Annotated in this window: 16 protein-coding genes; 7 read left to right on the top strand and 9 right to left on the bottom strand. The window is 67.4% G+C overall.

Features of this window, described 5'->3' with window-relative positions; translation table 11 throughout:
• Nucleotides 1-51 precede the first annotated feature (51 nt).
• From trxA to ITJ50_RS03320, 3 genes are all read left to right on the top strand, one after another.
• Nucleotides 52-378, top strand: a complete 327-nt coding sequence (trxA, locus tag ITJ50_RS03330) for a thioredoxin (RefSeq protein ID WP_017887828.1) — start codon at nt 52-54, stop codon at nt 376-378.
• 150 nt (nt 379-528) lie between these two features.
• Nucleotides 529-1833, top strand: coding sequence for a PLP-dependent aminotransferase family protein (locus ITJ50_RS03325; protein ID WP_071249971.1), 1305 nt, complete (start codon nt 529-531; stop codon nt 1831-1833).
• Between the two features lie 60 nt (nt 1834-1893).
• Entirely contained in the window at nt 1894-2856 is a 963-nt protein-coding gene (locus tag ITJ50_RS03320) for a D-alanine--D-alanine ligase family protein (RefSeq protein WP_140448633.1), read from the top strand.
• A gap of 111 nt (nt 2857-2967) precedes the next feature.
• On the opposite strand, the gene ITJ50_RS03315 is transcribed toward ITJ50_RS03320, so the two are convergent.
• From ITJ50_RS03315 to rpmH, 9 genes are all read right to left on the bottom strand, one after another.
• On the bottom strand, nt 2968-3456 hold the full coding sequence (locus tag ITJ50_RS03315) for an RES family NAD+ phosphorylase (protein ID WP_194589902.1): 489 nt from the start codon (nt 3454-3456) through the stop codon (nt 2968-2970).
• Nucleotides 3457-3620: 164 nt separating this feature from the next.
• Nucleotides 3621-4589, bottom strand: coding sequence for a ParB/RepB/Spo0J family partition protein (locus ITJ50_RS03310; protein ID WP_194589901.1), 969 nt, complete (start codon nt 4587-4589; stop codon nt 3621-3623).
• Nucleotides 4589-5482: a ParA family protein gene (locus ITJ50_RS03305; protein ID WP_323749878.1), complete on the bottom strand. Its 894-nt coding sequence runs from the start codon at nt 5480-5482 to the stop codon at nt 4589-4591. The genes ITJ50_RS03310 and ITJ50_RS03305 overlap by 1 nt, the downstream gene beginning before the upstream one ends.
• Before the next feature lie 81 nt (nt 5483-5563).
• On the bottom strand, nt 5564-6223 hold the full coding sequence (gene rsmG, locus ITJ50_RS03300) for a 16S rRNA (guanine(527)-N(7))-methyltransferase RsmG (RefSeq protein WP_194589900.1): 660 nt from the start codon (nt 6221-6223) through the stop codon (nt 5564-5566).
• Complete coding sequence (locus tag ITJ50_RS03295) at nt 6220-6720, bottom strand: protein jag (RefSeq protein WP_017887821.1); 501 nt, start codon at nt 6718-6720, stop codon at nt 6220-6222. The genes rsmG and ITJ50_RS03295 overlap by 4 nt, the downstream gene beginning before the upstream one ends.
• A complete protein-coding gene (gene yidC, locus ITJ50_RS03290; protein ID WP_017887820.1) occupies nt 6721-7689 on the bottom strand; it encodes a membrane protein insertase YidC in 969 nt (322 codons plus the stop codon).
• Nucleotides 7690-7697: 8 nt separating this feature from the next.
• A complete protein-coding gene (yidD, locus tag ITJ50_RS03285; protein ID WP_017887819.1) occupies nt 7698-8078 on the bottom strand; it encodes a membrane protein insertion efficiency factor YidD in 381 nt (126 codons plus the stop codon).
• Nucleotides 8075-8425: a ribonuclease P protein component gene (gene rnpA, locus ITJ50_RS03280; protein ID WP_017887818.1), complete on the bottom strand. Its 351-nt coding sequence runs from the start codon at nt 8423-8425 to the stop codon at nt 8075-8077. Before rnpA ends, yidD begins: the two co-directional genes overlap by 4 nt.
• A 48-nt stretch (nt 8426-8473) precedes the next feature.
• The gene (rpmH, locus tag ITJ50_RS03275) at nt 8474-8611 is read right to left on the bottom strand and encodes a 50S ribosomal protein L34 (protein ID WP_022889115.1); all 138 of its coding nucleotides are present in this window, start codon (nt 8609-8611) and stop codon (nt 8474-8476) included.
• A 514-nt stretch (nt 8612-9125) separates the two neighbouring features.
• Between rpmH and dnaA the strand changes: the two genes are divergently transcribed.
• The 4 genes from dnaA to recF form a co-directional block, all read left to right on the top strand.
• On the top strand, nt 9126-10580 hold the full coding sequence (gene dnaA / locus ITJ50_RS03270; protein WP_017887816.1) for a chromosomal replication initiator protein DnaA: 1455 nt from the start codon (nt 9126-9128) through the stop codon (nt 10578-10580).
• A 407-nt stretch (nt 10581-10987) separates the two neighbouring features.
• Nucleotides 10988-12133 carry a DNA polymerase III subunit beta gene (dnaN, locus tag ITJ50_RS03265; RefSeq protein ID WP_017887815.1) on the top strand — a complete coding sequence of 382 codons (1146 nt, stop codon included), beginning with the start codon at nt 10988-10990 and terminating at the stop codon, nt 12131-12133.
• Nucleotides 12134-12204: 71 nt separating this feature from the next.
• On the top strand, nt 12205-13092 hold the full coding sequence (gnd, locus tag ITJ50_RS03260) for a phosphogluconate dehydrogenase (NAD(+)-dependent, decarboxylating) (RefSeq protein ID WP_017887814.1): 888 nt from the start codon (nt 12205-12207) through the stop codon (nt 13090-13092).
• Nucleotides 13093-13123: 31 nt separating this feature from the next.
• On the top strand, nt 13124-14429 hold a 1306-nt coding region (gene recF / locus ITJ50_RS03255; RefSeq protein WP_323749877.1), incomplete at its 3' end, for a DNA replication/repair protein RecF.

Here is a 14429-nt window from a genome sequence, read left to right as displayed (position 1 = left end):
CACGACGGCATCGCCGTTGTACCCCCTGAACGACTTCTCGAAGGAGCACACATGTCCAACGCCAAGGCTGTCACCGACGCCACCTTCTCGGACGAGGTCCTCAAGTCCGACAAGACGATCCTCGTCGACTTCTGGGCCGAGTGGTGTGGCCCGTGTCGCGCCGTCTCGCCGATCCTCGACCAGATCGCCGAAGAGCACGCCGGCAAGATCGAGATCGTGAAGCTCAACGTGGACGACAACCCCCAGTCGGCCATGAACTACCAGATCACGTCGATCCCGGCGATGAAGGTCTTCAAGGGTGGCGAGGTCGTCAAGACCGTCATCGGCGCCAAGCCGAAGCCCGCGCTCGAGGCCGACCTCGCCGAGTTCCTCGCGTAGGTCTCCCCGCACGAACGGCCCCGCTCTCCCCGGAGAGCGGGGCCGTTCTCGTCCGGAGCCACCGGATGCCGATCGGCCCCGTCGCGGAACCCGGGTTCCCCGGGCCGATGTCGTAGTGTGGCGGGAATGTCCCACTGAACGGAGCACTCGATGACGAACGGCAACAGCCTCGACCCCTGGTACGATTCCTACGCCCAGCGCACCGCCGGGCTGAGCGCCTCCGAGGTCCGAGCCCTGTTCGCCGTCGCCTCGCGCCCCGAAGTCGTCTCGCTGGCCGGCGGCATGCCGTTCGTCTCCGCGCTCCCCAGGGAGCTCGTCACGGGCTCTCTGGACCGTGTCATGAACGAGCACGCCGCCATGGCGCTCCAGTACGGCGGGGGACAGGGCCTGCGTTCCCTCCGCGAGCACATCGTGGACGTCATGAGCCTCGAGGGCATCCGCGCCAGCGCCGAGGACGTCGTGGTCACCACGGGCTCACAGCACGCGCTCGACCTCGTCACGCGGCTGTTCATCGATCCGGGCGACGTCGTGCTCGCCGAGTCGCCGTCCTACGTCGGTGCGATCGGTGTCTTCCGGTCGTACCAGGCCGAGACGGTGCACGTGACGACCGACGAGCTCGGGTTGGTCCCCGAGGCGCTGCGTGAGGCGATCGCGAACCTCCGCACCCAGGGCAAGCGGATCAAGTTCCTCTACACGATCCCGAACTTCCACAACCCGGCCGGCGTCACGATGAGCCGAGAGCGACGCATCGAGGTGCTCGACATCTGCCGGTCGAACAACATCCTCGTGCTCGAGGACAACCCCTACGGACTCCTCTGGTTCGACGAGCCGGCACCCCAGGCCATCCGCTCGATCGACGAAGAGGGCGTCGTGTACCTCGGCTCCTTCTCCAAGACGCTCGCGCCCGGGTTCCGCGTCGGCTGGGCACTCGCGCCGCACGCGATCCGCGAGAAGCTCGTGCTCGCCAACGAGTCGGCCGTCCTCGCGCCGAACTCCTTCGGCCAGTACGTCGTGAACGCCTACCTCGACGCCGCGGACTGGAAGGGTCAGGTCGACACCTTCCGGGGCATCTACGCCGAGCGACGTGACGCCATGCTGTCCGCGCTGGGGGAGTTCCTGCCCGACCTGTCCTGGACCAAGCCGAACGGTGGTTTCTTCGTCTGGCTGACGCTGCCGGAGTCGCTCGACTCCAAGGGCATGCTGCCGCGTGCTGTCAAGGAGCTCGTCGCTTACACGCCGGGGACGGCGTTCTACGCCGACGGACGTGGCGGTGGACACATCCGCCTGTCGTTCTGCTACCCGACGCCGGAGCAGATCCGCGTCGGCGTCAAGCGGTTGGCGAACGTCGTCAACGACGAGCTCGAACTCATCGAGACCTTCGGGCCGACCACGCGCCCCAACACGGTGGTGCGAGCGACATCGTCCGTCAGTGCGCCGCCGCCGAACATCTCCTGATCAGCACTTTTGCGCGACGCTGATCGCACAGCACCGCAGTTCCACACCGGAGGACCCCGCATGGCCGAGCTCACCCGTCGTCACGTCGTCGTCGTCGCCGGAGGCATCTCGCACGAGCGGGACGTCTCCCTGCGATCCGGTCGGCGGGTCGCCGACTCACTGACCGGCTACGGCTGGCAGGTCGATCTCCGCGACGCCGACGCACTCCTGTTGCCCGCCCTCGCGGAGTCCCGCCCGGACGTCGTGTGGCCGGCGCTGCACGGCGCCTCCGGTGAAGACGGGGCCCTGCGGGGCATCCTGGAGGCCGTGGACATCCCGTTCGTCGGCTCGCGTTCGACCTCGGCTCGGCTGGCATGGGACAAGCCCACGGCGTCCGCACTGGTCGCCCGCGCCGGCGTGCGGACCCCTCGTTCGGTGACACTGTCCCACGACGTCTTCCGTGAGCTCGGCGCCGTCGGCGTCCTCGAGTCGATCGCCACCGAACACCCGGTGCCACTCGCCGTGAAGCCCGCACGTGGCGGGAGCGCCCAGGGCGTGACCCTCGTCGACGACGTCAACGACCTGCCACGCGCCATGGTCACTGCCTACACGTACTGCGACGACGTCGTGGTCGAGCAGCTCATCCGCGGCACCGAGGTGGCCGTGGGGATCATCGACACCGGCGACGGCCCGGTCGCCCTCTCCGCCGTCGAGATCGTGCCCCGCAACGGTATCTACGGCTTCGAGGCTCGCTACAACGCGGGGGAGACGACCTTCTACACGCCGGCGCGGCTGTCAGACGAGTTCGCGGCGGCAGCGGCAGAAGCAGCAGTCGCCGCGCACACGGCCTTGGGACTCCGTCACCTGTCGCGCGTTGACCTGATCATCGACGGCGCCGGAACACCGTGGTTCCTCGAGGCCAACGTGCTCCCCGGGCTCACGGAGACGTCTTTGCTGCCGCAAGCGCTCTCGGCGTCGGGCTTCGACCTCGGTTGGACCTACGCCGAGCTCGCCGAGCAGGCCATCCGGGACCACCGCGCCTGATCAGTGTCGGGCGATGTTCCACGTGGAACACCGCGCGCTCGGGACCACGCTGGCGTGATTGACGGGCTTCGATGTTCCACGTGGAACGTCGCACTGCTCGTCCGGCCGATCTCATCGACGGATCACAACGGTTGGCGCGTCGTCCTCGTTCCACCGGAACAGCACCAAGTGCCACAGGCCGGGGCTCTTCCGAGACGGATCGATGAGTCCGTCGGCGCCGATCTCGAGCAAGCGGTCGCGCACCTGCCACGAACCGGGCGTACCACCGGCGGCGGCGATGTCCTGCCATGGAGCAACAGCGTCCTGCAGGTCGATGCCGATCGAATCGAGCGTGCCTGGATCACGCAGGTCGACGATTCGTGCAGCGTCGACATCGATCGCGACGATCTCCAACGTCTCCGCACGGACGTCCCTGTGCGCGACCATCGCAGCTTCGGCTCCTTCGACCGACGCACTGAGGTACAACGTCGGCTCATCGGCCCTGGAATACCGGCCCACGGAGCGCGATCCCGCGATCGCGAACTCTCGGAACCTCGGATCCACGGCGCGGAAGAACGTTCCCCGGATCGCTGGCGTGAAGGGCGAGCCGCTGGTGGTCACCACACCACCATCTCAGCTGAGGCAGATCGCGTCCGCCAACGGCGCAGCATCGTGCGGAGCGCTGCGTTGCCGCCAGAGCGTGCCGCAGGAGTCGCGCGTCCGTGGACCCCGGCTCGGGCGTCCCAGAGGCTCACAGCGTCTCACAGCGCCGCGTACGGCCTGCTTCAGCCCTCGAGGTCCCGCACGCCGAGCTCGGCGAGGATCCGGTTGAGATCGTCGCCGTTCGCGAAGTCGATGGTGACCGAGCTCTTCCGGGCGCCGACCGCGATCTTCACCCGGGTGTTCAACCGGTCACCGAGCCGCTCTGCGAGGTCGTCGAAGTGCGCCTGACGCTTCGACGGCTCGGGCTTCGGCTTCGCCGGCGGGGTCTTCGCGGCAAGTTGCTGCGCGATCGCCTCAGCCGCCCGGACCGAGAGGTCTTCGTTGACGATCTTCTCTGCCAGGTATTCCATCGCCTCTGCGTCCGGGGCAGCGAGGATCGCACGGGCGTGCCCGGCAGAGAGGACACCTGCGGCCACTCGGCGCTGGACGGGGGAGGGGAGGCGCAGGAGCCGGATGGTGTTGGTGATCTGCGGTCGAGACCGACCGATGCGCTGACCCAGCTGCTCCTGCGTGATGCCGAAGTCCGCGAGGAGCTGCTGGTAGGCAGACGCTTCTTCGAGGGGGTTGAGCTGTGCCCGGTGGAGGTTCTCGAGCAGTGCATCCCGGAGCATCGCGTCGTCAGGGGTGTCCTTCACGATCGCAGGGATCGTGCTCAGCCCGAGTTCTTTGGTGGCCCGCAGACGACGCTCACCCATGATGAGCTCGTACTGCGGGTCCGTCCCCGTCGCGCCGGCGATGGGACGCACGACGATGGGCTGTAGCACGCCGATCTCGCGGATGGAGTGGACGAGCTCCTGGAGCTCCTCTTCGCGGAACTCCTTCCGCGGCTGCTGCGCGTTGGGGATCACGTCGAGCGGGTTGAGGTTCGCCAGACGGGCGCCCGGCACTGCCACGAGATCGTCCGCCGTCGGCGCGGAGGCGGGGGAGCCGCCGGTCGGGAAGAACACATCCACGGGACGGTCCTGCTGGTCCGTCGCTGTGGGGATCAGGGCGCCGATGCCTCGGCCGAGCCCGGTTCGCTTCGGTGCCATCAGTGCATTGCTCCTCGTGCTGCGATCTCGGCGGCCGCTTCCAGGTAGGACAGCGACCCGGTGGAGTTCACGTCGTACGCGACGACGCTCTGCCCGTAGCTGGGTGCCTCGCTCACTCGGACGGAGCGGGGGATCATCGCCTTGAGTACCTGGTCACCGAAGTGCTCCCGGACGTCGTTCGCCACCTGGTTCGCCAAGTTCGTGCGGCTGTCGTACATCGTGAGGAGGATCGTGGACACCCGGAGGTTTGGATTGAGGTGGCGCTCGATCAGCTCGATGTTCCGCAGGAGCTGGCTCAGCCCTTCGAGCGCGTAGTACTCGCACTGGATCGGGATCAGGACCTCTTGTGCCGCGACGAACGCGTTGATCGTCAGCAGACCGAGCGACGGCGGGCAGTCGATGAAGACGTAGTGGTACGGCTCGTCGAGCGATTGCAGGTACATGTCGAGCGCGGTCCGCAGGCGTTGCTCACGTGCAACGAGGGAGACGAGCTCGATCTCTGCACCGGCGAGGTGGATCGTTGCCGGCACACACCAGAGCGTGTCCGACTCGGGGGAGGCCTGGACAGTGTCGGCCATCGGTGCCTCATCGACGATGACGTCGTAGATACTCGCGACCTCGGCCTGGTGATCGACGCCGAGTGCGGTCGACGCATTGCCCTGCGGGTCGAGGTCGATCACGAGCACTCGAGCGCCACCGTGGGCGAGTCCCGCTGCGAGGTTGACCGTCGATGTCGTCTTGCCGACGCCACCCTTCTGGTTCGAGACGGTGATGATCCGCGTCTCAGCAGGCAGCGGGAACTGCTGCGTCGCAATCGCGCGGCGGCGACGGTTGAGGTCGGCGATCTCGCGAGCGAGCGGTGTCGACGCGTCGTAGTCGGTCGATGAACTCAACGAGTGCCTCTTCCCCGGTTCGATGTTTCACGTGGAACGCGGAGCCACTGGCGGCCGGATGACCCGGCCCGAGCCGCAGCGTCAGTCAACTGTAGCCCGGAAGACGCGAGTGGTCTCGTCGACCACACCGTCTCCGAGCTCGAGCACCTCGACGTCGGAGAGGCGCTTCCGGAGGATCACCTTGCGGGCTTTCTCGATCTCTTCGTCGACACGCGCACCCTTCATCAGGATGAGCTGGCCACCGGACCGAACCAAGGGCACGGTCAGGGGGATCAGCTTCGAGAGCGCGCTGACGGCCCGAGCGGTGACCTGGTCGACCACCACTTCGTCAGCGACGTCCTCTGCACGGCCACGGAGCACCGTCACGTTCTGCAGGCCGAGCCGGTCTGCCTCAGCGCGGAGCCAATCCGTCCGACGCTCCATCGGCTCGATGAGCACGAACTCGACGTCGGGGCGGGCGATGGCGAGCACGAGGCCCGGCAGTCCTGCCCCGGAACCGACGTCCGCAACCCGGCCACGCGCCTCCAGGAGGGGTGCCAGCAACGCAGAATTGAGGATATGTCGAGTCCACAGCCGGGGGAGCTCGAGCGGGCCGATCAGGCCCAGCTCCTCACCTCGTCGCGCCAGCTCGTCCGTGAACGACCGCGCCACCTCGATCTGTTCGCCGAACAGCGTCACCGCGGCAGCAGGCTCGGTTTCGAGCACCGGTGCGGCCGTGGGGGCCACTGGCTCGTCCGTCATCGGGTGACGACCGTGTGGCGGTCCCGACCCTCACCCTCGGACTCCGAGTGGAAGCCCTTCTCAGCGACCAGGTCGTGGACGAGCTTGCGCTCGTACGACGACATCGGGGGGAGTGCTGCCGTCGACGAACCGGCTTCGATCCGCTCGACCGCGGTGTCGACGAGACGCTGGAGTTCCTCGGCACGGGCGTCGCGCGAGCCGCCGACGTCGAGGATGAGTCGGCTGAACTCGCCGGTCTCCGCCTGCACCGCGATGCGAGTGAGTTCCTGCAGTGCGGTCACCGTGTCGGGCTTCGAGAGGACACGAAGTGCCTCTCCGTCGTCGGTGACCGACAGGTACACGCGACCGCCGCGTTCCTCGATCTCGATGTCGCCATCGAGATCACAGATGTCGAGGAGTTCCTCGATGTAGTCCGCTGCGATGTCCGCTTCGTCGCGGACGTCTTCGGTCTCGGTGTCCGTCGTCTCGACGGCGGCCGCGGTGTCCTGCTCGGTCACTTACTTCTTCCCGTTCTTCTTCTGGCGCTGCTTGCCGACCGGCTGCTGACGCTGGGTGGTGACGCGCACGGGCTCGATCTCCGTCGCGCCGACGCCGGCGCCGGCCTCGGCGAGGACCGGAGTGGCGGTCCCGCGACGCTGGGCCTTCTTGGCCAGGCGGGCTTCACGAGCCAGAGCAGCTTCGGAACCCGGGGTCGGCATGCTGCGGATGACGAAGTACTGCTGCGCCATCGTCCAGAGGTTCGAGGCGAGCCAGTAGAACATGACGCCCAGGGGGAAGCTGAGGCCCGAGATCACGAAGACCAGCGGGAGGATGTACAGCATCATCTTCTGCTGGCGGTACATCGGAGACTCCTTGGTCTCCGGCGACATGTTCTTGGCGACGAGCTGCAGCTGCGTGATGAACTGCGACGCGGTCATGACGACGATCATGAAGCCGGCGATCGCGCGGACCTCCCAGCCGGAGGCGTTCGTGAACGTCTCGTGCAGGGGAGCGCCGAACAGCGCCGCGTTGCCGAACGAGGCCGCGAGGTCGTTCGTCAGCAGGCCGATGCCGGTCTTGTTGATCTGCGCTTCGTGCAGCACCGAGTACAGCGAGAAGAAGATCGGCATCTGCAGCAGCAGCGGCAAGCAGGAGCTGAGCGGGTTGGTCCCGGTCTCCTTGTAGAGCGCCATCGTCTCGCGGCTCATGGCCTCGCGCGAGAACTGGTCCTTCTTGCCCTTGTACTTGTCCTGGATCTTCTTCAGCTGCGGCGCGACCTCGAGCATGCGACGCTGCGACTTGATCTGCCGGACGAAGATCGGGATCAACGCGGCGCGGACGACGAACGTCAGGAAGATGATCGAGAGCACCCACGTGATGCCCGCGCTCGGGTCCATCCCGATGCTCTCGAAGATCCAGTGGAAGCCGACGAGGATGGCCGAGACCACCCATTTGAGCGGCCAGAGGATCGTTCCGATGATGTCCATGGGGACGGCTACGCCTTTCGAGTGCGCTGGGGGAGCAGGACCGGCCGGGCCGTTCCGACCGCGGGGTGCGGCTGCTGCGGGATCGGCGCGAGGACGAACCCGAACCGGTTGACGACGAACGGGTGACGACGTTCCTTGACGTCGTCGATGCCGCCGGCAGCCCAGGGGTTGCAGCGGGCGATGCGCCAGGCGCCCATGGCGGATCCGCGCACGACGCCGTACTGCTGGATCGCGTCGAGGGCGTACCGGGAGCACGACGGGTGGTAGCGGCAGACGTTGCCGTACAGCGGGGAGATCACCGCACGGTAGGCCCGGAGCACGACGACGCACGCGTTGCGTGGGAGCAACGCGATGACCCAGGCCAGCCGGGTCCACAGAGTGCGGTTCATGCTGCCTTCTCCACCCCGCGCGCGAAGGAGCGCGTGACGTCTTCGAGCAGGGTAGGCCATCCGGCCTGCGATGCGGCTGGCAGTACACGGACCACCACGTCGAACCCTTCTGGGCACTCGACGAGCAGGTCGTGCGCGATCGCCTTGAGCCGCCGCCTGATCAGGTTCCGGGTCACGGCGTTGCCCACCGTCTTCGCGACGATGAAGCCGAAGCGTGTCGGTCCGTCGCGGTCGGCCGGTTGGCGGACCACGGACACGACGACGTGCGCCGTGGCGCTCTTGCGACCACGACGCACGACGTTCCGGTAGTCGTCCCCGCGCACGATGCGGTTGGCGCTGGCCAACACTGCGACGCCGGGGTCAGACCGAGGACCGGATCAGGCGGATGAGCCTGATCAGGCCGAGAGCTCGGTGCGGCCCTTGGCGCGACGCGCCGACAGGATGGCGCGGCCGGCACGCGTCCGCATGCGGAGGCGGAAGCCGTGCTTCTTGGCGCGGCGACGGTTGTTCGGCTGGAAGGTGCGCTTGCTCATGATGTTCTCCACACGGCTGCTCGCGGCGAGCCGTCACGTATGTGTAGTCGTCCGGGTGCGGACGACGCAGATGGGCGCGACCAAAGGGCCGCAGTCAACTGGTTAACGGTACGTGACAGCGGCGGGCAGGTCAAACCCCGCGCGGACCGGTCGTGCCGTCACACCCGTGGCTGGTGTCGCTCGACCCCATTCTCCACATTGGGGACAACTTCCGTTCGGTGGGACTCGGTCCGGTCCTTTACAGTGGTGTGATCGATCGCCTCGAAGGCCCGGTACGACAGGGAAGTACTCCTGTCGGACGACTCGGAGCGGTCGTGGACAACACTGTGGACAACCCTGTGGGAACCTCCGTGACAACGAGGCTTCGGAGAACTCTCCGGAGCCACCGACGATCCGCCGGAGACGACCCTGTCCCGAGTGCGGTCGCCGAGGACGCCACGGCATGTCCGACCCCGCGGGACGCACTCTCGTCCGGCAGCGAACGCACGACACGACCCCTGGAGACGAGCGCGACATGACGATGCCGGCCGACCCCGTCGAGGACCTCTGGTCATCCGTACTCCGAATCCTCGCCGAGGACCCCCGCATCACGCCGCAGCTCCACGGGTTCCTGAACCTGGTCGAGCCGAAGGGCGTGCTCGCCGGCACCCTGTACCTCGAGGTCCCGAACGACCTGACCCGCGGCATGCTCGAGCAGCGCATCCGCATCCCGATCACCGAGGCCGTCGCACGCATCGGCGACGACTCGGTCGCGAACTTCGCGATCACGGTCAACCCGGACATGGCGTCGGAGCCGCGGGTGGACCCGAACGTGCCGGAGTACGCCGAACCCGTGCAGGAAGCCGTCGAGCAGAGTGCCGCACCGCGTCAGTACATCGAGGCGCCGTTCGTCCCGAGCCAGATCGACTCTCCCGGCACCAGCGGGCGCCCGGAGTCGCGGCTCAACCCGAAGTACAACTTCGACAACTTCGTCATCGGCTCGTCGAACCGGTTCGCCCACGCCGCAGCCGTCGCCGTCGCCGAGGCACCGGCCAAGGCCTACAACCCGCTCTTCATCTACGGGGACTCCGGACTGGGCAAGACCCACCTGCTCCACGCCATCGGGCACTACGCCGAGAGCCTCTACCCGGGGATCCGCGTCCGCTACGTGTCGAGCGAGGAGTTCACCAACGACTTCATCAACTCGATCGCGAACAACCGGTCGAACCAGTTCCAGCAGCGCTACCGCGACATCGACATCCTGCTGATCGACGACATCCAGTTCCTGCAGGGGAAGGACTCCACCCAGGAGGCCTTCTTCCACACCTTCAACACGCTGCACGACCACAACAAGCAGGTCGTCATCACGTCGGACGTGGCGCCGAAGCACCTGACCGGGTTCGAGGACCGGATGCGGTCGCGCTTCGAGTGGGGTCTGATCACCGACGTCCAGGCGCCCGAGCTCGAGACGCGCATCGCGATCCTCCGCAAGAAGGCGCAGTCCGACCATCTGCAGGTGCCCGACGACATCCTCGAGTTCATGGCGTCGAAGGTGTCGAGCAACATCCGCGAGCTCGAGGGCACCCTGATCCGGGTCACCGCGTTCGCGAGCCTGAACCGGACGGCCGTCGACATGGCGCTGGTGCAGACGGTGCTCAAGGACCTGATCACCCTCGACGAGGACAACGTCGTCGCGCCGACGGACATCATCAACCACACCGCGGAGTACTTCAAGCTCTCCGTCGACGACCTCTACGGCTCGTCCCGCTCCCAGGCGATCGCCACGGCACGACAGATCGCGATGTACCTGTGCCGTGAGCTGACGAGCCTGTCCCTGCCCAAGATCGGGCAGCTGTTCGGCAACCGCGACCACACCACGGTCATGTACGCGAACAAGAAGATCACCGAGCTGATGAAGGAGCGTCGGTCGATCTACAACCAGGTCACCGAGCTCACCAGCCGCATCAAACAGGACCGCCGCTACCGCTGAGATCGGCGGGTTCCCGGACCCATCCACCATCTGAGACGGTTCCATGGGCCGGAGTTCTCACAGTGTGGATAGCCTGTGGATAACTGTGGAGGACACGCCGCCCGGTTGTACACAGGTGGGGGGTCGCCTGTGGAGACTGGGGATGGAAGTGGATAGATGAGATTCATTCATCCCGTTAACGCTCACACACCGCTCACAAGTCACAAGCGTGTAGTTCCCTACTCCGGACCGGGATGCACAGGGTTATCCACAGTGTGCACAGGCGTTAACACCATTACTCCTGGTTAACGATCAATCTCCGCGGGACAACCTTGTGGACGGCGGGATGACAAGAAATCCGGCGCTCCTCCGCCTGTGCCAGAATGGGGCGGCCGGACAGTCCAAGCCGATCGACAGGGGTTCCAGCTGTGAAGTTCGAGGTCAACCGGGACGTCTTCTCCGAAGCCGTCTCCTTCGCAGTGAAGCTCCTCCCGCAGCGCACGACCCTGCCGATCCTGTCGGGCGTCCTGATCCACGCCGATGGCGATCGCCTGACGCTCTCGTCGTTCGACTACGAGGTCTCGGCGCAGACGTCGATCTCGGCGCAGATCGACGAACCGGGCACCGTCCTGGTCTCCGGCCGGCTGCTGAACGACATCGCGAGCCGGCTGCCGAACGCCCCTGTGTCGTTCACCACCGAGGACGCGAAGATCTCGGTCACCTGCGGTTCGGCACACTTCACGCTGCTGTCCATGCCGGTCGAGGAGTACCCGACGCTGCCGGAGATCGGTCCGCAGACGGGTGTCATCCCGGGCGACGCGTTCTCCGAAGCCGTGTCCCAGGTCGCCGTCGCCGCCAGCCGTGACGACGTCACCCCGGTGATCACGGGCGTGCAGCTCGAGGTCGGCGACAACGACCTGTCCCTCATCGCGACCGACCGCTACCGTGTCGCCGTCCGCACCATCGCGTGGGACTCCGGCCGAGTCGGCTCGGACCCCCTGCACGCACTGGTCCCGGCCCGCACCCTGCAGGAGGTCGGCCGCACGTTCGGTTCGGCGTCGACGGTGTCGGTGTCGATCAGCGGCAACTCGGACCGCGAGCTCATCGCCTTCCACGCGGACGACAAGACCGTGACGTCGCTGCTCATCAAGGGCAACTACCCGCCGGTCCGCCGGCTCTTCCCCGAGACCGTCAACGACCACGCGGTGATCAACACCGCGGAGCTGGTCGAAGCGGTCCGACGGGTCTCCCTCGTCCTGGAGCGCGAAGCCGCGCTCCGGTTCTCCTTCACGGTCGACGGGCTCACGCTCGAGGCGATCGGATCCGAACAAGCGCAGGCGTCAGAGTCGATCAGTGCGTTGTTGACCGGCGAGGAAACGGTGGTCTCGTTGAAGCCCGCCTTCCTCCTGGACGGGCTGAACGCGGTGCACTCCGAGTTCGTCCGCATCTCCTTCACCAAGACGGAGAACCCCAACAAGCCGGGCCCGGTGCTGATCACCGGCCAGACTTCGCAAGAGGCCGCAGCGACCGATGGATACCGGTACCTGCTGCAGCCCAACCTGCTGCTGCGATAGGCGCAACAGGCAACCTGCGCTGGCGCACACCACCGGCAGCATCAGCGCGACGACGAACAGAAGAGGAAATCATGCACATCGGTCTTGTCGGCCTCGGTCGCATGGGCAACAACATGCGTGCCCGTCTCCGCAACGCAGGGATCGAGGTCACCGGGTACGACGCCAACCCCGCCGTCTCCGACGTCGCTGACCTCGGCGCCCTCGCCGCTGCCCTCCCGGAGGGCAAGCGCCTCGTGTGGGTCATGGTCCCGCACGGCAAGATCACCGACGACGTGATCACTGACCTGGCCGGTGTCCTCGGCGAGGGCGACCTGGTCATCGACGGTGGCAACTCGAAGTGGCTGGACGACACCAAGCACGCCGAGCAGCTCGGTGCGCGCGGCATCCGCTACATGGACGCCGGCGTCTCCGGTGGTGTCTGGGGCAAGGACAACGGCTACGGCCTGATGGTCGGCGGTGACGCTGCGGACGTCGAGTTCGCGATGCCGGTCTTCGACGCCCTGCGCCCCGAGGGCCCCCGCGAAGAAGGCTTCTCGCACGCCGGCCCGATCGGCGCCGGCCACTACGCGAAGATGGTCCATAACGGCATCGAGTACGCGATCATGCAGGCGTACGGCGAGGGCTACGAGCTCCTCGAAGCCAAGGACCTGATCACCGACGTCCCCGCCGTGTTCGCCGGGTGGCAGCGCGGAACGGTCGTCCGTTCCTGGCTGCTCGACCTCATGGTCCTCGCCCTGAACGAAGACCCGAAGCTCGACGAGCTCGAGGGCTACGTCGAGGACTCGGGCGAGGGTCGCTGGACGCTGGAAGAGGGCATCGAGCTCGCCGTGCCGATGCCGGCGCTCTCGGCGTCGATCTTCGCGCGCTTCGTCTCGCGCCAGGGCAGTGCCTCGCCGACGATGAAGGCCGTCGCGGCGCTCCGCAACCAGTTCGGCGGTCACGCCGTCAAGAAGTCCTAGGACTTCCCGGGGGAACCCGGCCTCGGCCCGCGTGCACGTCGACCATCTCCAACTGACCGACTTCCGGAACTACCGGGAGGCGGACGTCGCCCTCGCACGCGGGCCGAACCTGTTCGTCGGACGCAACGGACAGGGCAAGACCAACCTGGTCGAGGCGATCGGGTACCTCTCCACCCTCGGCTCGCACCGCGTCCCCACCGACGCAGCGCTCGTCCGCCAGGGTTGTGACGCCGCGATCGTCCGGGCTCGACTCGCGCACGAAGACCGCAGCATCCTCGCCGAGGTGCAGATCAACCGCACCGGTGCGAACCGTGCGCAGGTGAACCGTTCGGCGATCAAGCCGCGGGAGCTGCCGCGCTACTGCACGTCGGTGCTCTTCGCACCGGAGGACCTCGCCCTGGTGCGGGGCGAGCCGGCCGGGCGACGCCGGATGCTCGACGAGCTGCTCGGTCAGATCGCGCCGCGGATGCAGGGTGTGCTCGCCGACTACGACCGCACGCTCCGGCAGCGGAACACGCTGCTGAAGTCGGCCCGCGCCACGGGTGCGAAGGCCAACGCCCTGTCGACGCTCGACGTCTGGGACGACCGCCTCGTGGGGCTCGGTGCCGAGATCGTCGCGGCCCGCGACCACCTGACCCGACGCCTCGCCCCCTTCGTGGCCGAGGCCTACGCCACCGTCGCCGGCGAGCACCACGACGCCTCGATCACGGGGGTCCTGTCGATCCGCGGTGGCGACCCGGAGTCCGCGGCGGCCACCGACCCCGTGCTCGGGACACCTGACGAACCGGTCACCGTGGCGTCGGCGGCCGAGGCGTTCGCGGCAGCGCTCGAACGACGTCGGCGGGACGAACTCGACCGCGGACTCACCCTCGTCGGACCGCACCGGGACGACGTGCTGTTCCAACTGAACGGGTTACCGGCCCGCGGCTACGCGAGTCACGGCGAATCCTGGTCCTTCGCGCTGGCGATACAGCTCGCGAGCGCGTCCATCCTGCGCGCGGAGTCGAACCTGGGCGACCCGATCATCATCCTCGACGACGTGTTCGCCGAGCTCGACGAATCGCGACGGGAACGGCTGGCGAACGCGGTCGCCGACTACGAGCAGGTGCTCATCACGGCAGCGGTGTTCGGTGACGTGCCCCCGAAGCTGGCGGCGCACACGGTGCGGATCGAAGCGGGCACGATCGTGACCGACGAGGCGGACGCGACCCGCGCCTCCAGTCCGTCGACGGACCGGACGGACGCGACGGACCGGACGGGCGCGACGGACCGGACGGGCGCGACGGACCGGACGGGCGCGACGGACCGGACGGGCGCGACGGACCGGACGGGCGCGA

This window comes from Curtobacterium sp. VKM Ac-2889, assembly GCF_015350855.1.
Classification (GTDB): domain Bacteria; phylum Actinomycetota; class Actinomycetes; order Actinomycetales; family Microbacteriaceae; genus Curtobacterium; species Curtobacterium poinsettiae.
This window is presented reverse-complemented; position numbering and strand designations above follow the sequence as displayed.